Annotated in this window: 20 protein-coding genes and 1 tRNA gene; 11 read left to right on the top strand and 10 right to left on the bottom strand. The window is 53.6% G+C overall.

Annotation, left to right across the window (positions count from 1 at the left end):
• Position 1 precedes the first annotated feature (1 nt).
• The 3 genes from frdC (at position 2) to blc (ending at position 1,395) form a co-directional block, all read left to right on the top strand.
• Positions 2 to 394 carry a fumarate reductase subunit FrdC gene (gene frdC, locus KGP17_RS01805; protein WP_021182104.1) on the top strand — a complete coding sequence of 131 codons (393 nt, stop codon included), beginning with the start codon at positions 2 to 4 and terminating at the stop codon, positions 392 to 394.
• A 12-nt stretch (positions 395 to 406) separates the two neighbouring features.
• A complete protein-coding gene (gene frdD, locus KGP17_RS01800) occupies positions 407 to 766 on the top strand; it encodes a fumarate reductase subunit FrdD (protein ID WP_021182103.1) in 360 nt (119 codons plus the stop codon).
• A gap of 95 nt (positions 767 to 861) precedes the next feature.
• On the top strand, positions 862 to 1,395 hold the full coding sequence (gene blc, locus KGP17_RS01795) for an outer membrane lipoprotein Blc (RefSeq protein WP_021807576.1): 534 nt from the start codon (positions 862 to 864) through the stop codon (positions 1,393 to 1,395).
• Here the strand turns inward: blc and sugE are convergent.
• From sugE to efp, 4 genes are all read right to left on the bottom strand, one after another.
• Positions 1,389 to 1,706 (bottom strand): quaternary ammonium compound efflux SMR transporter SugE, encoded by a 318-nt coding sequence (gene sugE / locus KGP17_RS01790; RefSeq protein WP_021182101.1) that lies wholly within the window; start codon positions 1,704 to 1,706, stop codon positions 1,389 to 1,391. The two genes, blc and sugE, sit on opposite strands and share 7 nt — an antisense overlap.
• A gap of 170 nt (positions 1,707 to 1,876) precedes the next feature.
• Complete coding sequence (locus KGP17_RS01785; RefSeq protein WP_021807577.1) at positions 1,877 to 2,008, bottom strand: entericidin A/B family lipoprotein; 132 nt, start codon at positions 2,006 to 2,008, stop codon at positions 1,877 to 1,879.
• Positions 2,009 to 2,128: 120 nt separating this feature from the next.
• A complete protein-coding gene (locus tag KGP17_RS01780) occupies positions 2,129 to 2,260 on the bottom strand; it encodes an entericidin A/B family lipoprotein (RefSeq protein WP_179253911.1) in 132 nt (43 codons plus the stop codon).
• Positions 2,261 to 2,329: 69 nt separating this feature from the next.
• Positions 2,330 to 2,896, bottom strand: a complete 567-nt coding sequence (gene efp / locus KGP17_RS01775) for an elongation factor P (protein WP_024484772.1) — start codon at positions 2,894 to 2,896, stop codon at positions 2,330 to 2,332.
• 42 nt (positions 2,897 to 2,938) lie between these two features.
• Between efp and epmB the strand changes: the two genes are divergently transcribed.
• Complete coding sequence (gene epmB, locus KGP17_RS01770) at positions 2,939 to 3,967, top strand: EF-P beta-lysylation protein EpmB (protein WP_223498752.1); 1,029 nt, start codon at positions 2,939 to 2,941, stop codon at positions 3,965 to 3,967.
• A gap of 74 nt (positions 3,968 to 4,041) precedes the next feature.
• Here the strand turns inward: epmB and KGP17_RS01765 are convergent, their stop codons facing one another.
• The 5 genes from KGP17_RS01765 to KGP17_RS01745 all read right to left on the bottom strand — a co-directional run bounded on the left by KGP17_RS01765 (position 4,042) and on the right by KGP17_RS01745 (position 8,708).
• On the bottom strand, positions 4,042 to 4,386 hold the full coding sequence (locus tag KGP17_RS01765) for a DUF4156 domain-containing protein (RefSeq protein ID WP_024484770.1): 345 nt from the start codon (positions 4,384 to 4,386) through the stop codon (positions 4,042 to 4,044).
• A 302-nt stretch (positions 4,387 to 4,688) separates the two neighbouring features.
• A complete protein-coding gene (gene groL / locus KGP17_RS01760) occupies positions 4,689 to 6,335 on the bottom strand; it encodes a chaperonin GroEL (protein WP_021807582.1) in 1,647 nt (548 codons plus the stop codon).
• Positions 6,336 to 6,383: 48 nt separating this feature from the next.
• Positions 6,384 to 6,677: a co-chaperone GroES gene (locus KGP17_RS01755; protein WP_004952634.1), complete on the bottom strand. Its 294-nt coding sequence runs from the start codon at positions 6,675 to 6,677 to the stop codon at positions 6,384 to 6,386.
• A gap of 330 nt (positions 6,678 to 7,007) precedes the next feature.
• Complete coding sequence (locus KGP17_RS01750) at positions 7,008 to 7,967, bottom strand: IS110 family transposase (protein WP_059199085.1); 960 nt, start codon at positions 7,965 to 7,967, stop codon at positions 7,008 to 7,010.
• 249 nt (positions 7,968 to 8,216) lie between these two features.
• A complete protein-coding gene (locus tag KGP17_RS01745) occupies positions 8,217 to 8,708 on the bottom strand; it encodes an FxsA family protein (protein WP_094982818.1) in 492 nt (163 codons plus the stop codon).
• A gap of 351 nt (positions 8,709 to 9,059) precedes the next feature.
• On the opposite strand from KGP17_RS01745, the gene aspA reads away from it, so the two are divergent.
• The 6 genes from aspA to KGP17_RS01715 all read left to right on the top strand — a co-directional run bounded on the left by aspA (position 9,060) and on the right by KGP17_RS01715 (position 14,896).
• Complete coding sequence (gene aspA / locus KGP17_RS01740) at positions 9,060 to 10,496, top strand: aspartate ammonia-lyase (RefSeq protein WP_021807586.1); 1,437 nt, start codon at positions 9,060 to 9,062, stop codon at positions 10,494 to 10,496.
• Between the two features lie 122 nt (positions 10,497 to 10,618).
• Entirely contained in the window at positions 10,619 to 11,920 is a 1,302-nt protein-coding gene (locus KGP17_RS01735) for an anaerobic C4-dicarboxylate transporter (RefSeq protein WP_021807587.1), read from the top strand.
• A gap of 126 nt (positions 11,921 to 12,046) precedes the next feature.
• Positions 12,047 to 12,370: a divalent cation tolerance protein CutA gene (gene cutA, locus KGP17_RS01730; RefSeq protein WP_021807588.1), complete on the top strand. Its 324-nt coding sequence runs from the start codon at positions 12,047 to 12,049 to the stop codon at positions 12,368 to 12,370.
• Entirely contained in the window at positions 12,346 to 14,061 is a 1,716-nt protein-coding gene (locus KGP17_RS01725; protein WP_223498751.1) for a protein-disulfide reductase DsbD, read from the top strand. The genes cutA and KGP17_RS01725 overlap by 25 nt, the downstream gene beginning before the upstream one ends.
• Positions 14,062 to 14,101: 40 nt before the next feature.
• Entirely contained in the window at positions 14,102 to 14,677 is a 576-nt protein-coding gene (locus KGP17_RS01720) for a transcriptional regulator (RefSeq protein WP_021807590.1), read from the top strand.
• Between the two features lie 143 nt (positions 14,678 to 14,820).
• Positions 14,821 to 14,896: transfer RNA gene (locus KGP17_RS01715), tRNA-Phe, on the top strand.
• 93 nt (positions 14,897 to 14,989) lie between these two features.
• Here the strand turns inward: KGP17_RS01715 and KGP17_RS01710 are convergent.
• Positions 14,990 to 15,208, bottom strand: coding sequence for a hypothetical protein (locus tag KGP17_RS01710; protein ID WP_037376542.1), 219 nt, complete (start codon positions 15,206 to 15,208; stop codon positions 14,990 to 14,992).
• Positions 15,209 to 15,401: 193 nt separating this feature from the next.
• Here KGP17_RS01710 and KGP17_RS01705 point away from each other — a divergent pair, with 193 nt between their 5' ends.
• Complete coding sequence (locus KGP17_RS01705) at positions 15,402 to 16,505, top strand: hypothetical protein (protein WP_223498750.1); 1,104 nt, start codon at positions 15,402 to 15,404, stop codon at positions 16,503 to 16,505.
• The last annotated feature ends 67 nt before the right edge of the window (positions 16,506 to 16,572 follow it).

Below are 16,572 nucleotides of genomic sequence, written 5' to 3'. Positions count from 1 at the left end.
AATGACAACACAACGTAAGCCCTATGTGCGTACCATGACGCCAACCTGGTGGCAAAAGCTGGGTTTCTACCGTTTCTACATGCTGCGTGAAGGCACTTCGGTGCTGGCGGTGTGGTTCAGCATCGTGCTGATCTACGGCGTCTTTGCCCTGAAGGGTGGCCCTGAAAGCTGGGCCGGGTTTGTCGGCTTCCTGCAAAACCCGCTGGTGCTGCTGATTAACATCATCGCCCTGCTGGCCGCCGCACTGCATACCAAAACCTGGTTCGATCTGGCACCGAAAGCCGCCAACATTGTCGTCAACAGCGAGAAAATGGGGCCGGAGCCAATCGTTAAGGCGCTGTGGGCAGTGACGATCGTCGTCACCGTGATCATTCTCGCCGTAGCGTTACTGTAATCCGGAGGAAACATGATAAATCAATCACCTAAACGCTCTGACGAGCCGGTTTTCTGGGGATTATTTGGCGCTGGCGGTATGTGGGGAGCGATCGTTGCTCCAGCTATCGTGCTGCTGGTCGGCATCCTGTTGCCACTCGGCCTGTTCCCTGGCGAAGCTTTAGGTTATGAGCGCGTCCTGGCGTTTTGCCAAAGCTGGATCGGCCGCCTGTTCCTGCTGCTGATGATCATTTTGCCATTATGGTGCGGGCTACACCGTATCCACCATGCCATGCACGATCTGAAAATCCACGTGCCTGCAGGCAAATGGGTGTTCTACGGCCTGGCAGCTATCCTGAGCGTCGTTACCCTGATCGGGGTCGTCACGCTGTAAGACCTCTGGCGGCCAACTCCCGTTGGCCGCCTATTCCGCTACTCCCACTCTTTCGACTACACTGTTTATCTGTAACTGAAAAACAGGAGTCACCCATGCGTTTTTGGTCAAAGCTTTGCGTCATTTTATCCGCCCTCGCTTCCGTTGCCTGTAGCGTGACACCCCCGAAGGACGTCAAGGTCATAGATAACTTCGATAGCAAACGCTATCTGGGCACCTGGTATGAAATCGCGCGTCTGGATCATCGCTTTGAACGAGGTCTGGAGCAAGTTACGGCCAATTACAGCCCGCGCACAGACGGCGGTCTGAAGGTGATTAACCGGGGTTTCGATAGCAAAAAACAGCAGTGGCAGGAGAGCGAAGGCAAGGCGTACTTTATCGGTTCGCCGCAGACGGCCTCGCTGAAAGTCTCATTCTTCGGCCCTTTCTATGGCGGCTATAACGTCATCGAACTCGATCCGGAGTACCGCTATGCGCTGGTTAGTGGCCCAAACCGCGACTATCTGTGGATATTGTCGCGCACGCCGACGTTGGAAGCCGCCACGCGCGACAGACTGGTGCAGATTGCCAAGGGCTACGGCTTTGATACCGAAGCGTTAATCTGGGTCAATCAGCAGCCCACTCATTGACTGCTGAATTTTAGCCCCAGGATCCCGGCCACGATCAGGCACAGGCTGAGAATACGCATGATGTTGGTCGACTCACCGAGCAGCACCATGCCCATTACCGCCGCGCCCACCGCCCCAATCCCGGTCCACACGGCGTAAGCCGTGCCCGCAGGCAACGTTTTCATGGCGTGCGCCAGCAACACCATGCTCACCACCATCGCAGCGACGGTAATCAAACTGGGGGTCAAACGGGTAAAACCGTGGGTATATTTCAGGCCAATAGCCCAGACGACCTCTAACAGGCCCGCAAAAAGCAAAATGATCCATGCCATGACACTGGCTCCAGAACTTATGGGGTCGTCCCCAGACAACAGAAGCGCAGGCGGGTCGTCCCACTTGGCTGATTGAAGACGTGGATTATAGCAAACAAGAGAATTAAATGGGTATTCCACGGAAGGGAAAATCAAGCGCTGCCGTGGAATACCGTTGAACCCAAAGGAATTTACTGTGCGCTACGCTGGATCGCCTGACCACCAGCTTCAACATCTTTGCCCACACCTTCGGTAGTATTACAGCCCACAAGCGATGACAGGATCAACAAGGAAAAAATGGCGAAAATAGTTTTCTTCAGCATAAGATTACCCTTATTCGTTATTAGTGAAAAAGTGTAGCTCTCTAAGCGTAGTAAAAATCAGGAGGGTTGCCGGAATAAACGGATTTTTCTGCATTATCCGATTAATGGCGCTAATCGGTATCAGCTGGCACTGCGGGAAATCGCGCCGCCTAAGTGTTGAACGTCTTCACCAAAACCACGGAAGGTATTACAGCCGCTGAGGGACATCAGCAACAACAGAGAGAGCACGGCCAACAGCGTTTTCTTCATCATGCGGTTCTGCCAACGTGTGACGGGAAGGGATAACACAGAGGAACCACGGGGGTTCCTCTGTGTTGAAACTTATTTAACGCGGGAGACGTATTCGCCAGAGCGGGTGTCAACCTTGATCACTTCGCCAATCTGCACGAACAATGGCACTTTAACTACAGCGCCGGTGCTCAGGGTAGCTGGCTTGCCGCCGGTACCTGCGGTGTCGCCTTTCAGGCCTGGATCGGTATCAGTGATTTCTGCTTCGATAAAGTTCGGTGGCAGAACAGCGATAGGACGGCCATCCCACAGGGTGACGATACATTCCGCATTGTCCTGCAGCCATTTCGCTACGTCAGAAACGGTTTTCTCTTCAACCTGATGCTGTTCAAAAGTCTCAGGGTGCATGAAGTGGTAGAACTCACCGTCGTTGTACAGGTAGTTCATGTTGGTATCTACCACGTCCGCGCCTTCGCAAGAGTCGGTAGACTTAAAGGTTTTCTCAACGCGGGTGCCGGTCAGCAGGCGACGCATTTTTACACGCGCAAAAGCCTGGCCTTTACCTGGTTTGACGAACTCGCTGGATTCGACAGCGTAAGGTTCGCCTTCGAACATGATTTTAAGACCCGGACGGAAATCGTTGCTAGAATAAGTCGCCATGATGGCCCTCTGAAAATTTAAACTGGTAGCTTAGCCAAAAAAATGGCACACATTATAACCCAAAACACGGCGCATAGAGAAGATTGGTTGCATCAACTCGCCGATGTTATTACCGACCCAGATGAATTACTGCAGCTTCTGTCACTAAATACGCACCCGGAACTGCCACAGGGGCGCGATGCACGCCGCCTGTTTGCGCTACGCGTGCCGCGAGCCTTTGCCGCGCGTATGCAACCCGGTGATGCCAATGACCCGCTGCTGCGCCAGGTACTCACCGCCAGCGCAGAATTCATCGATGCCCCAGGCTTCACGACCGATCCGCTGGATGAACAGCGCAGCGTGGTGCCGGGGTTACTGCACAAGTATCGCAACCGTGCCCTGCTGTTGGTAAAAGGCGGCTGTGCGGTTAACTGCCGCTACTGTTTCCGCCGTCATTTCCCCTATCAGGAGAACCAGGGCAACAAGGCAAACTGGCTTCAAGCGTTGGAGTATATCCGTCAACAGCCGGAACTGGATGAAATTATTTTCTCCGGGGGCGATCCGCTGATGGCCAAAGACAATGAACTGGATTGGCTGATCGGGGAACTGGAGGCCATCCCACACCTCAAACGCCTGCGTATTCATACCCGCTTGCCGGTGGTGATCCCTGCCCGCATCACCGCCACGCTGTGCCAACGCTTCTCGGCATCGCGCCTGCAGGTGCTGATGGTCACCCATATCAATCATGCCAACGAGATTGACCCACCGCTGCGCGCCAGTATGGCACAGTTGCGTAGCGCCGGAGTGACGCTGCTGAACCAGAGTGTGCTGCTACGGGGGATCAATGATGACGCGGATACGTTGGCAACGCTGAGTAACGCCCTGTTTGATGCGGGTATCCTGCCCTACTACCTCCACGTGTTGGATAAGGTACAGGGCGCGGCCCACTTTATGGTCAGCGACGACGAGGCTCGTGCGATCGTGAAAAGTTTGCTGAGCAAGGTTTCCGGCTATCTGGTACCCCGTCTGACCCGTGAAGTCGGCGGCGAACCCAGCAAAACACCGTTGGATCTACGCCTGACGCAAAGCTAAGTGGCCTACATGAATGCAAAAAGAGGAATGCCTAGGCATTCCTCTTTTGTTTTATACGGGTGCTTATGCCAGCGTTACGGGCACTTATACACCTGGCCGATCATTTTGCTGTCCAGCGGTGCAAAGCTTGAAAGCAGGTTCTGGCTTGGGCTGGTCGCACCGTAAATCACGTTGCCGCCCATTGCTGCTGCCTTGTTGCGCAGATCGTTAGCCGCGCCGCGCATAGAGCTTCCCTCACCACCGCTCCCCGACAGCCAGTTGCTCTGAGTGCCGGTGACTTCGCCTACCAACTGGCATTCTGCTGCGGGCTTGGTGTCGGTAAATTTGACCTGTTGACCTGCGGCGGTCAGTTCATTGGTGCTGCTGCACCCTGCCAGCAGCAGCGCTGCCGATAGACCCAGTAAGGCTTTAATCCGCATCTTGTTCCCCATATGATGTTGAGAATTACGCAAAAGCTTATCAGAAAGCGTTGCCATCTCTTAAGCATCCGTTGCCACCGGCCACAGGTGCCTGGTCAACGTCTTGAGCGACAGCTGATGAACTATCAGTTTACACGCTTAATGGATACGGTCTGCAAAAATATCATCAAATTCAGCACTGACGCATCGTTAGCCGCTGACGTTGAAAAAAACGGGCACGATATTCAGCCCCACACAGAAGAAAGGAATAAAAAACCCGGCCGAAGCCGGGTTTTGTGGTTAGCTCACAGAGGTGAGGGGAATTACATCATTCCGCCCATACCACCCATGCCGCCCATACCACCAGCGCCACCCATGTCTAACTTGTCTTCTTTCGGCAAGTCAGTGACCATGCACTCGGTGGTGATCATCAGGCCAGCTACAGAGGCCGCGTACTGCAGAGCAGAACGGGTCACTTTAGTTGGATCCAGGATACCCATCGCGATCATGTCGCCGTATTCTTCGGTGTAAGCGTTGTAGCCGAAGCTGCCTTCGCCTGCTTTCACCTTGTTGGCAATCACAGAAGCTTCTTCACCGGCGTTGATCACGATCTGACGCAGTGGAGATTCCATAGCACGCAGGGCAACTTTAATACCCACGTTCTGGTCTTCGTTATCGCCTTTCAGGCCAGCAATTTTGTCTGCTACGCGGATCAGCGCTACGCCACCGCCAGCAACCACGCCTTCTTCTACCGCAGCACGGGTAGCGTGCAGGGCATCTTCAACGCGGGCTTTCTTCTCTTTCATTTCAACTTCAGTTGCGGCGCCAACTTTGATAACGGCAACGCCGCCAGCCAGTTTAGCAACACGCTCTTGCAGTTTTTCACGATCGTAGTCAGAGGTCGCTTCTTCGATCTGCTGACGGATCTGGGAGACGCGACCCTGAATGGTGGTTTCGTCGCCCACGCCATCGATGATGATGGTGGTGTCTTTGTTGATTACGATGCGTTTTGCCTGACCCAGATCTTCCAGGGTAGCTTTTTCCAGCTCCAGACCGATCTCTTCAGAGATCACGGTACCGGCAGTCAGGGTAGCGATGTCTTGCAGCATGGCTTTACGACGGTCGCCGAAGCCAGGTGCTTTAACCGCAGCCACTTTCACGATGCCACGCATGGTGTTAACCACCAGGGTAGCCAACGCTTCGCCTTCAACATCTTCAGCAATGATCAGCAGTGGTTTGCCCGCTTTCGCAACGGCTTCCAGCACTGGCAGCATTTCACGGATGTTGGAGATTTTCTTGTCAGCCAGCAGGATGAACGGGCTTTCCAGCTCGATAGAACCGGTTTCTGGCTTGTTGATGAAGTACGGAGACAGGTAGCCGCGATCGAACTGCATACCTTCAACCACGTCCAGCTCGTCTTGCAGGCCGGTGCCTTCTTCAACGGTGATCACGCCTTCTTTGCCCACTTTCTCCATCGCTTCTGCAATCAGTTTACCCACGGTTTCGTCGGAGTTTGCAGAGATGGTGCCTACCTGAGCGATAGCTTTAGAGTCAGAGCAAGGTACAGATAATTTTTTAAGCTCTTCAACCGCAGCGATAACCGCTTTGTCGATACCGCGCTTCAGGTCCATCGGGTTCATGCCGGCAGCCACAGCTTTCAGGCCTTCGGTGATGATGGATTGAGCCAGCACGGTTGCAGTGGTGGTACCGTCGCCCGCAGCGTCGTTCGCTTTAGAGGCAACTTCTTTCACCATTTGTGCACCCATGTTCTCGAACTTGTCTTCCAGTTCGATTTCACGAGCAACAGATACGCCATCTTTGGTGATGGTAGGAGCGCCGAAGGATTTATCCAGCACTACGTTGCGGCCTTTCGGGCCCAGAGTTACTTTTACTGCATCAGCGAGAACATTCACACCGCGGAGCATCTTCACGCGAGCGTCATTGCCGAATTTTACGTCTTTAGCTGCCATTGGTATTTCCCTTCAACTCGTTCAGTTCAGAAGATTTATAAAGCGTTATTACGCTTCAACAATTGCCAGAATGTCGCTTTCGGACATGATCAACACTTCTTCATTGTCGATCTTCTCTGCTTTCACGCCGTAACCGTCGTTGAAAATCACGATGTCGCCTACTTTCACATCCAGCGGCTGGATGTTGCCGCTTTCCAGAACACGTCCTTTACCAACGGCTACCACTTCACCACGAGTAGATTTACCCGCTGCAGAGCCAGTCAGAACGATGCCGCCAGCAGATTTTGATTCAACTTCTTTGCGCTTGACGATAACGCGGTCATGCAATGGACGAATACTCATTGAACGCTCTCCTGTAAGAAGGTTTCTATCAGATTTAGGGTTGTGCGCCAGATTATTGATACCGGCTCCGTGGGATTTGAAATGGGGGCGTTCCATCCCCCTTCAAGGGGCAGCAGCAAAAAAATTTTCGATTTGATGGTCTGCGGTGAACGCCATTAGCAAAAACGCGGCCGATCTCCCCTCACCCCGACCCCCTCCCACTATACGGACCGGATAACACATGGGCACTTGTTTAGGGAGTGGGGGTAGTCCAGAGTCGCGGTCAGGTACCGGGGGCAATTGTAGCACGTTCAGTCCCCTCTCCCTTTGGGAGAGATACCGTCTTGTCGGCTATCCGGCAAGCGGTATTTCCGCATTAAATGTCTTTCCTGATTTCACCACACCATAGGCCAGTTGCAGCAACTTTCGCATCGCCGCACACACTCTTTCTTTGCCCGACTTCCCACGCAACTTCAGCCTTTCTGTTAAGTCTTTAACCACAACATTGTATTGGCCTGCCACTACCGCGGGCATGTATAACGCACTTCGCAGCTCACCGTGCCCCACTTTCGATAACCGGCTTTTCCCTTTAAACATCCCCGACTCACATCGCTGTGGATTCAGTCCTGCGTACGCTACCAGGGCCTTGCTGCTGGTGAACCGACGCAGGTTTCCTGCGAAGGCCAGCAGGCTGGAGCTCAGCATCTCTCCCACTCCAGGGATACTTTTTAGCAACTCGCTGTCCCGTTTCAGGTCAGGGTTATCATCGATGTGCTGACTGATTTTCTTTTTCGTTTCTCGTATCAGTTCATCCAACGTGGCGATGTGCTCATTGAGTGAAGGGACGATGACTGCTTCGGCCACCTCCAGGCGATTTTCTTCCATCTGACGCATCTCTTCCAGGTTCTTAAGATGCCTGACCAACGCGGTCAACTGGCGCTCGCTCAACGGGGCTGGGAACCACGGGGCAGGCTGATGCAGTGCGCAGTAGCGGGCTATCATCGCTGCATCGCTTTTGTCCGTTTTGTTCCGGGCCAGTTCTGTATTGCCGAAGGAATGGATACACGCCGGGTTCATCAGACTGACGTGGTAGTTGTTGTCTGCCAGATAAGTGGCCAGTTCCGTGCTGTAGCTCCCGGTGGCTTCCATACAGACATGACAGTCGCCAAAGCGGCTCAACCAGGCTGCGAACTCGCGGCATCCAGAAGGGGTATTGGCAAACTTTTTGGTTTTATACTTCTGATTGTCCAGCAGTACGGCGACATCAAATTTGTGTTTAGCGATATCAACGCCGACAGGGGTTCTACGCATTATGGCACTCCATAACCATGTCTGAAATTTATCGCCGGACCATCCTTATATGTAGGTGCTCATAGGCACAGGATACCGTTCGGTCTACAAGGCGACAGGGAAATAGACAGCCGGGGCACAATCTCTCCCACGGGCTCATAGGCACTAGGGTTAGGGGGAGCTCACCGGCTATCTCCCGATGATCAGTCGGGGATCTTCTCCGCTAAGGCGGAGAAGATCAAGACATAAGGGTTAGGGTGAGAGGAGATATCAGCGATCGTCACGCTTGTCGCGATCGTCAGGTTGATGATCCAAGGTGTAGCGGTCGTCTTGCTTGCGCTGGAATTCTCCGTCGAAGGTGTTGCCATTAGCGGCACCTCCGCCTTGACCCCATCCGCCTGGACGATAGATGTTCAGATGCGGCATCAGCTTCAGCGTCAACGATTTCTGCACCGGCGGCAACAGCAGCAACAGGCCAAGGAAATCGGTGAAGAAGCCCGGTATCACCAGCAGGAAGCCCGCCAGCACCAGTGAAACGCTTTTCACCATCTCCGCTGCCGGGCTTTCGCCCGCCGCCAGCTTTTGTTGCATCTGCACAAAGGTCTTCATGCCCTGATTACGCACCAGGGAAACGCCGACGCAGGAGGTAAACACCACCAGCAGCAGCGTCATTGCCACGCCGAACACGGCGGCAACTTTGATAAACAAGGATATCTCTATGTAAGCCAGTAGAAATATCAGCAGTAACGGTAACCAGCGCACCTGGTTCTCTCCTCTAGGTAGAGTCGGCGTACCCGCCCGATGGCGCATACGTGATAAATGGGGCCACTAATCGGCCAACCTTCTTACAATGGGGGCTTCCCGCCGCCATTTCAACCGGGCGATCTTTTTTATTCTCTATGTTACAAACGTGAAGCTCTTCACAGAAATCAAAAGCTGTCATTTGCTGAAGCACCAGATAGTGATCTACGTTCATTCATTTATTACCAACCAGCATATGATCTGGGCAGCGACAATAGCTGCGGTCAATACTTCCGCAGTTGGCCCGCTCGGCAACATTATTTTGTTATCCTGCACATAATTATATTCGGCAGCAACATAGAGAAGGTTCTCATGTCAAACAACATTCGTATCGAAGAAGACCTATTAGGAACACGTGAAGTCCCTGCAGAAGCCTACTACGGTGTTCATACTCTGCGTGCGATTGAAAACTTCTATATCAGCAACAGTAAAATCAGCGACGTTCCTGAGTTTGTGCGCGGCATGGTGATGGTGAAAAAAGCCGCCGCCATGGCAAACAAAGAGCTGCAAACCATCCCACGTAAAATTGCCGACGTCATCATCCAAGCATGTGATGAAGTGCTGGATAAAGGCAAATGCATGGATCAATTCCCGGTGGATGTGTTCCAGGGCGGTGCTGGCACCTCGCTGAACATGAACACCAACGAAGTACTGGCAAACATCGGCCTGGAGCTGATGGGCCACCAGAAGGGTGAATACCAATACCTGAACCCTAACGATCACCTCAACAAGTGTCAGTCTACCAACGACGCTTACCCAACCGGATTCCGCATCGCGGTTTACGCTTCCAACCAGAAGCTGATCGATGCTATCAACCAACTGCGTGAAGGGTTTGACCGTAAGGCCAAAGAGTTCGAAACCATCCTGAAAATGGGCCGTACCCAGTTGCAGGACGCGGTGCCAATGACCCTGGGCCAGGAATTCCACGCGTTCAGCGTGTTGCTGAATGAAGAAACCCGTAACCTGCACCGTACCGCAGAGTTGCTGCTGGAAGTGAACCTGGGCGCGACGGCGATCGGTACCGCGCTGAACACCCCGGAAGGTTACCAACACCTGGCGGTTAAGAAACTGGCGGAAGTCAGTGGCCTGCCGGTGGTCCCTGCCGAAGACCTGATCGAGGCCACCTCCGACTGTGGCGCTTACGTGATGGTGCACAGTGCGCACAAGCGCCTGGCGGTCAAACTGTCCAAGATCTGTAACGACCTGCGTCTGCTGTCTTCCGGCCCACGCGCTGGCCTGAACGAAATCAATCTGCCTGAACTGCAGGCCGGTTCTTCCATCATGCCAGCCAAAGTGAACCCGGTGATCCCAGAAGTGGTTAACCAGGTTTGCTTTAAGGTGATCGGCAACGACACTTGCGTTACCATGGCCGCCGAAGCAGGCCAGCTGCAGTTGAACGTGATGGAACCGGTAATTGGCCAGGCGATGTTTGAATCCATTCACATCCTGACCAATGCCTGCTATAACCTGCTGGAAAAATGCATTAACGGTATTACCGCCAACAAAGAAGTGTGCGAGTACTACGTATTTAACTCTATCGGTATCGTTACCTATCTGAACCCGTTCATTGGCCACCACAACGGTGACATTGTCGGCAAGATCTGTGCTGAAACCGGCAAGAGCGTACGTGAAGTCGTGCTGGAACGCGGTTTACTGACCGAAGCTGAGCTGGATGACATCTTCTCCGTAGAGAACCTGATGCACCCGGCCTATAAGGCGAAACGCTATACAGATGAAAATGAACAATAATAGACTCATCCGGTAGCCTGAAAGGCACGCTAATCCTCTGGATAGCGTGCCTTTTTTCTTTCTAAGAATACAAAGTTGCAACCTTTGGTTTTCATAAAAATCCATTTTAAGGGGTAAACACTATGCTAGTAGTAGAATTGGTGATCGTTCTACTGGCCATCTTTTTGGGGGCCAGGCTGGGCGGTATCGGAATAGGCTTTGCAGGCGGTCTTGGGGTATTGGTGCTGGCGATGATTGGCGTTAAGCCAGGCAGCATTCCCTTCGACGTTATTTCAATCATTATGGCGGTTATCGCCGCTATCGCCGCCATGCAGGTCGCTGGCGGGATGGACTACCTGGTGCAGCAAACCGAAAAACTGCTGCGCAAAAATCCAAAATACATCACCATTCTGGCCCCAATCGTCACCTATTTCCTGACCATCTTCGCCGGTACCGGTAATATCTCCCTCTCGGCCCTGCCGGTGATTGCAGAAGTGGCCAAAGAGCAAGGCATCAAACCTTGCCGCCCACTGTCTACTGCCGTGGTTTCCGCGCAGATTGCCATTACCGCCTCGCCTATCTCGGCAGCGGTGGTGTACATGTCTTCCGTTATGGAAGGCCACGGTGTGAGTTATCTGCATTTGCTGATGGTGGTGATCCCTTCCACCTTCCTGGCCGTGATACTGATGTCGCTGCTGGTTACCTGGCTGTTTGACTCCAAGCTGTCTGACGATCCGGTGTATCAAAAACGCTTCGAAGAAGGTCTGGTAGCCCTGCGTGGTGAGAACGTAATCGTGATCAAACCGCGTGCGAAAACCTCCGTGATGCTGTTCCTGGCTGGCGTACTGAGCGTAGTGGCTTATGCCATCATCAACAGCCCAAGCATGGGGCTGGTGACGACGCCGCTGATGAACACCACCAATGCCATCCTGATCATCATGCTGAGCGTGGCCACCCTGACCACCATCCTGTGCCGTGTCGAGACCGACCTGATTTTGAACTCCAGCACCTTCAAGGCCGGGATGAGCGCCTGTATCTGTATCCTGGGCGTGGCCTGGTTGGGTGACACCTTTGTGCAGGCCAACCTTGACTGGATTAAAGAGACTGCGGGTACCGTGATCCAATCCCATCCTTGGTTACTGGCGGTGATCTTCTTCTTCTGTTCGGCGTTGCTGTACTCTCAGGCCGCCACTGCCAAGGCGTTGATGCCGATGGCGCTGGCCCTGAACGTCACCCCGCTGACGGCGATCGCCTCCTTTGCTGCCGTTTCTGGCCTGTTTATTCTGCCAACCTACCCTACCCTGGTGGCGGCGGTACAAATGGACGATACCGGAACGACGCGCATCGGCCGCTTCGTGTTTAACCACCCGTTCCTGATCCCTGGCACCTTGGGCGTGGCGTTTGCCGTCATCTTCGGCTTCCTGATTGGTAGCGTTATTCTGTGATCCTCAAGCGGGGCTTCGGCCCCGCTTTCTCCTCCTCATTCTCCTGCTGCTGATAATCTAACCTTCTAGCCAACACCGCTTCAGGGTATAGTGCCCTGTTACCAAACCTGGTTGAGAGGGCCGAAGATGTCTGATTGCGAAGCTATCGTCATACTCTGTACCGCACCCGATGAAGCCACGGCGCAAGAGCTGGCGGCACGCGTCCTGGGAGAGAAACTGGCGGCCTGCGCCACGCTGCTGCCTGGGGCAACATCGCTGTATTACTGGGAAGGGAAACTGCAACAGGAATACGAAGTGCAGATGCTGTTTAAAAGCGATCGCCAGCATCAACAAGCGCTACTCACCTACCTGAAACAACATCACCCGTACCAGACACCCGAACTGTTGGTGCTGCCGGTGATGGCTGGAGATAAAGATTACCTGTCATGGATCAACGCCTCATTAAACTGATATTGCTGCTTTGCAGCCTGTTCTTTCTGCCGACTGCGGCCCAGGCTTCACTGTTCGGCCAAAACGCGGGCAACCAGTTCGTCCCCGTCGATCAGGCATTTGCCTTTGATTTTAAACAACAGGGCCCCCAGATGACGCTAAGCTGGCAAATCCGCCCTGGTTACTACCTGTACCGCCAGCAAATCAAGCTGGTGCCACAGCAGGCAACGCTAGGCCAGTTCGAGCTGCCCGCCGGGCTGAAGCATAAAGATGAATTCTTTGGTGAAGTAGCGATATTCAAAGAGCCATTGGCCCTGAGCATTCCCCTGTTGCAGGCGGGAGACAATGCCAGCCTGAGCGTCACCTACCAAGGGTGTGCTGAGGCCGGTTTCTGCTATCCACCGGAAACCCGCGTGATCCCTCTGAGCGCAGTAGCGCTGGCCGCAGAGCCCGCAGCACCGGTAGCCGTAACACCAGCAGAAACAGCACCGGCCAATCTGCCCTTCTCCCCCCTGTGGGCCTTGCTGATTGGTATCGGTATTGCGTTTACCCCTTGCGTGTTGCCGATGTATCCGCTGATTTCCGGCATTATCCTGGGCCGTGAGCGGCCACACAGCAGCGGGCGCATTCTGGTGCTGGCCGTGGTGTATGTGCAAGGCATGGCGCTGACCTATACCCTGCTCGGCCTGGTGGTTGCCGCCGCCGGGTTGCAGTTCCAGGCCGCGCTGCAACACCCTTACGTGCTGATCGGTCTGTCGGTGCTGTTTGTCGCCTTGGCTCTGTCCATGTTCGGCTGCTACTCTTTGCAGCTCCCCTCGTCACTGCAAACGCGGCTGGCCAACTGGAGCAACACCCAGCAGGGTGGCTCACTGGTGGGCGTGTTTGTGATGGGCGCTCTGGCAGGCCTGATCTGCTCGCCATGCACCACCGCCCCTCTCAGCGCCATCCTGCTGTACATCGCCCAAAGCGGTAACATGTGGGCCGGTGGTGGCACGCTCTATCTGTATGCCTTGGGGATGGGTATCCCGCTGGTGATTGTGACGCTGTTCGGCAACCGCCTGCTGCCACGCAGCGGCCCGTGGATGCAGTACGTCAAGGAAGCCTTTGGCTTTGTGATCCTGGCGCTGCCGGTGTTCCTGCTTGAGCGGGTGATCGGCGACGTCTGGGGGTTGCGCCTGTGGAGCCTGCTCGGGCTGGCATTCTTCGGCTGGGCATTCGTCCTGAGCCTGAAATCATCCCGTGGCTGGACGCGAGCCGTCCAAGTGCTGTTGTTGGCGGCGCTGGTGATTTCGGCGCGTCCATTGCAAGACTGGGCATTCGGTAACACCGCCTCTGAGCAGGCGGCCCAGCCACATCTGAATTTCACCCGTATCAATAACGTTGAGCAGCTTAATCAGGCGCTGCAACAGGCGCAGGGCAAGCCGGTGATGCTGGACATGTACGCGGACTGGTGTGTCGCCTGTAAAGAGTTTGAGAAGTACACCTTCAGCGATCCAGCGGTGCAGACCCAATTGGCCGATACGGTGTTGCTGCAGGCCGACGTAACGGCCAACAATGCCGAGCAGGCAGCCTTGCTCAAGCACTTGCAGGTGCTTGGCCTGCCGACCATTTTGTTTTTTGACCGAGATGGCAAAGAGTTACCCGCAGCCCGCGTGACGGGCTTTATGAACGCAGAAGCCTTCGACGCACATTTGCAGAAAACCACTCGGTAAACGACACTGAGTTTCAGAACATTTTTTGGAGGGAGCACTAGTGCAACGTGAACAGGTTTTAAATACAGCCCTGGAGCTGTTGGAAAAACAGGGCCTGGCGACCACCACCTTGGAAATGCTGGCAGAAAAACTGGGTGTGCCATACAGCGATTTCAAACCGTTCTGGCCGGACCGTGAGGCACTGCTGTATGACTGCCTGCGCTACCACGGCCAGCAGATTGATACCTGGCGCCGCCAGTTGCAGCTTGATGAGACGCTGAGCCCGCAGCAAAAGCTGCTGGCGCGTTACGACGTGCTGGCAGAACACGTGCAGAATGAACGTTACCCTGGCTGCCTGTTTATTGCCGCCTGTAGCTTCTTCCCAGAGAGCGACCACCCGATCCATCAACTGGCCGAACAGCAGAAGATCACCTCGCTGGACTTCACCCGCGATCTGTTACGTGAGATGGATGCCGACGACGCCGATTCGGTAGCGCAGCAAATGGAGCTGGTACAGGAAGGCTGCCTGAGTAAATTGTTGATAAAACGCCAGTTGCAGGATGTGGCCGTCGCCAAACGGCTGGCCGAAGATATCTTGCATATTGCCCAATGCCGTCAGTTCGGTGCGTTAAGCTAAAGCGTGATATGCAGTGATCTGGTGGCAACAGAGGTAGAATTACGCGGCCTTTGCCTGAAAAGCCAGCAATCGGCGCTGTTTTCACGTTTTTCGACACAAATCCGTTGACGCCGCACGGCCAATACGGTTTAATGCGCCCCGTTGCCCGGATAGCTCAGTCGGTAGAGCAGGGGATTGAAAATCCCCGTGTCCTTGGTTCGATTCCGAGTCCGGGCACCACTATTTAGAAGAACCCGCCTATGGCGGGTTTTTTGCTTTCCAGCCTGACTCAACGATTGCCTAATACTCTCATCCAACCAGCCCCCACTAGCTTTACTCAGCATCAAGCCCTTGTGCGACTACAATCAAAAGTAAAGTCTGATTCGCTAATATTGCCCCTCTTTCACTATCAGTAGGCCTGTCTATGGCTCCACTGACGCAAAAAATCCGTGCAGCCAAACGTAATACAAGTCCTATAAGCTCGCAGACGACGGCAACATGCTTTTGCTCGTTCATACCAACCGCTTTTCTGAGAAGTGACAGGAATGACATCAGGCGATCCGGGTTACGGGTACCTCATTAAAACAGCATAAAAAAACACCTGATTGTCCCCCGGTCATCAAGGAAGCAACTATTGTTAAGGTACGGGCTGTTTGTCTGCTTAAGGCTCCCACCACAGATGTTAGCGGAAAGACCCCAAAGAAGCCGTACCACCTAAATAATCTTGTCATTTTGCGAGGTGCACATGCTTTATGTTGATATCCCTAGCCGTGAAGAATATGCCTATTTAGCTGATATTCATGCGGATGCTTGTATCTCGATTTATCTTGAAACCTCGCCTCTACGCCAGCACTTAGAGGCCAGTAAAATTCAACTTGGTAACTTCATCAAGGAGGCGTTGCTGCAGGTTGCAGACAGCGGCCTGGATAAACGCCGTGTTGCCTTGTTGGAAGAACAGCTTCGTTCAGTGTTGGAAGATGAGTCATTTTGGGACCTGCATGCACGCAGCCTGGCGGTGCTTGCAACACCAGACAGTATCCGAACTTACCGGCTGGCCAATGAGCTATCCAATCGACTTGAAGTGGGCAAACGTTTCTACCTTAAACCATTATTACGTGCGTTAACCTTCCCACATTCGGCCTACATCCTTGCACTCTCTGAAAACCAGACACGCCTGATAGAATTTTTTGCTGATGCTCCCGCAGAAGAGATGACAGTGCCAGAGATGCCCACCACCATGAAGGATGCCATGGGGGATGCAGCATTGAATGACCACCACCATGGCGCGACACATCACAAAGTGCGACTGGCGCAATATACTCGCAAAATTGACCAGGCATTACGTCCACTGTTTGCCAGACATGATTCTCCGCTTATCCTTGTCAGTACCGAGCCGCTGGCCTCGATCTACCGTTCAACAAACTCATTGGCTAACCTGGCAGAGGAAACGCTTTTCAAAAATGCTGAGCACCTTGGTACTTCTGAATTAGTAACGTTGGTGCGGCCATTAATGGATAACTATTATCAGGAGCAATTGAACGCGTTAGCCTCGCGCTTTGAAACACGCTTAGGAGAACGCCGGGTCACTCAGGATCTTTCAGATGCGGCAAGAGCAGCCACGTTCGGCGCCATTGATTTGCTACTGATTAACCTCGACTGCAAGCTGAAAGGCATCATTGATGAGCAAGGATTAATCACTTTCAGTGACAACGATGAGGATGACGCCTACGATTTAATTGATGAGATTGCCAAAAGAGCGATGGCTACCGGAGCAAGAGTTTTAGCAGTACGCAGCGACGATTTACCTTCCAGTGCCGATCTTAACGCCATATTACGTTTCCCACTATAAAAGACTCTGTCTGGTCAAGGAAGGTGCGATCAAATTAGGTCGCACCTTCTTGGATAGCCAGCACCGA

This window comes from Serratia sp. JSRIV001 (assembly GCF_019968745.1).
In the GTDB taxonomy this organism is placed as follows: Bacteria; Pseudomonadota; Gammaproteobacteria; order Enterobacterales; family Enterobacteriaceae; genus Chania; species Chania fonticola_B.
This window is presented reverse-complemented; position numbering and strand designations above follow the sequence as displayed.

What these genes read in the sequence shown, in the direction of transcription:
- frdC (WP_021182104.1), top strand. Translation starts at nt 2, where the DNA reads ATGACAACACAACGTAAGCCCTATGTGCGTACCATGACGCCAACCTGG.
- frdD (WP_021182103.1), top strand. Translation starts at nt 407, where the DNA reads ATGATAAATCAATCACCTAAACGCTCTGACGAGCCGGTTTTCTGGGGA.
- blc (WP_021807576.1), top strand. Translation starts at nt 862, where the DNA reads ATGCGTTTTTGGTCAAAGCTTTGCGTCATTTTATCCGCCCTCGCTTCC.
- sugE (WP_021182101.1), bottom strand. Translation starts at nt 1,706, where the DNA reads ATGGCATGGATCATTTTGCTTTTTGCGGGCCTGTTAGAGGTCGTCTGG.
- KGP17_RS01785 (WP_021807577.1), bottom strand. Translation starts at nt 2,008, where the DNA reads ATGCTGAAGAAAACTATTTTCGCCATTTTTTCCTTGTTGATCCTGTCA.
- KGP17_RS01780 (WP_179253911.1), bottom strand. Translation starts at nt 2,260, where the DNA reads ATGATGAAGAAAACGCTGTTGGCCGTGCTCTCTCTGTTGTTGCTGATG.
- efp (WP_024484772.1), bottom strand. Translation starts at nt 2,896, where the DNA reads ATGGCGACTTATTCTAGCAACGATTTCCGTCCGGGTCTTAAAATCATG.
- epmB (WP_223498752.1), top strand. Translation starts at nt 2,939, where the DNA reads ATGGCACACATTATAACCCAAAACACGGCGCATAGAGAAGATTGGTTG.
- KGP17_RS01765 (WP_024484770.1), bottom strand. Translation starts at nt 4,386, where the DNA reads ATGCGGATTAAAGCCTTACTGGGTCTATCGGCAGCGCTGCTGCTGGCA.
- groL (WP_021807582.1), bottom strand. Translation starts at nt 6,335, where the DNA reads ATGGCAGCTAAAGACGTAAAATTCGGCAATGACGCTCGCGTGAAGATG.
- KGP17_RS01755 (WP_004952634.1), bottom strand. Translation starts at nt 6,677, where the DNA reads ATGAGTATTCGTCCATTGCATGACCGCGTTATCGTCAAGCGCAAAGAA.
- KGP17_RS01750 (WP_059199085.1), bottom strand. Translation starts at nt 7,967, where the DNA reads ATGCGTAGAACCCCTGTCGGCGTTGATATCGCTAAACACAAATTTGAT.
- aspA (WP_021807586.1), top strand. Translation starts at nt 9,060, where the DNA reads ATGTCAAACAACATTCGTATCGAAGAAGACCTATTAGGAACACGTGAA.
- KGP17_RS01735 (WP_021807587.1), top strand. Translation starts at nt 10,619, where the DNA reads ATGCTAGTAGTAGAATTGGTGATCGTTCTACTGGCCATCTTTTTGGGG.
- cutA (WP_021807588.1), top strand. Translation starts at nt 12,047, where the DNA reads ATGTCTGATTGCGAAGCTATCGTCATACTCTGTACCGCACCCGATGAA.
- KGP17_RS01725 (WP_223498751.1), top strand. Translation starts at nt 12,346, where the DNA reads ATGGATCAACGCCTCATTAAACTGATATTGCTGCTTTGCAGCCTGTTC.
- KGP17_RS01710 (WP_037376542.1), bottom strand. Translation starts at nt 15,208, where the DNA reads ATGTCATTCCTGTCACTTCTCAGAAAAGCGGTTGGTATGAACGAGCAA.
- KGP17_RS01705 (WP_223498750.1), top strand. Translation starts at nt 15,402, where the DNA reads ATGCTTTATGTTGATATCCCTAGCCGTGAAGAATATGCCTATTTAGCT.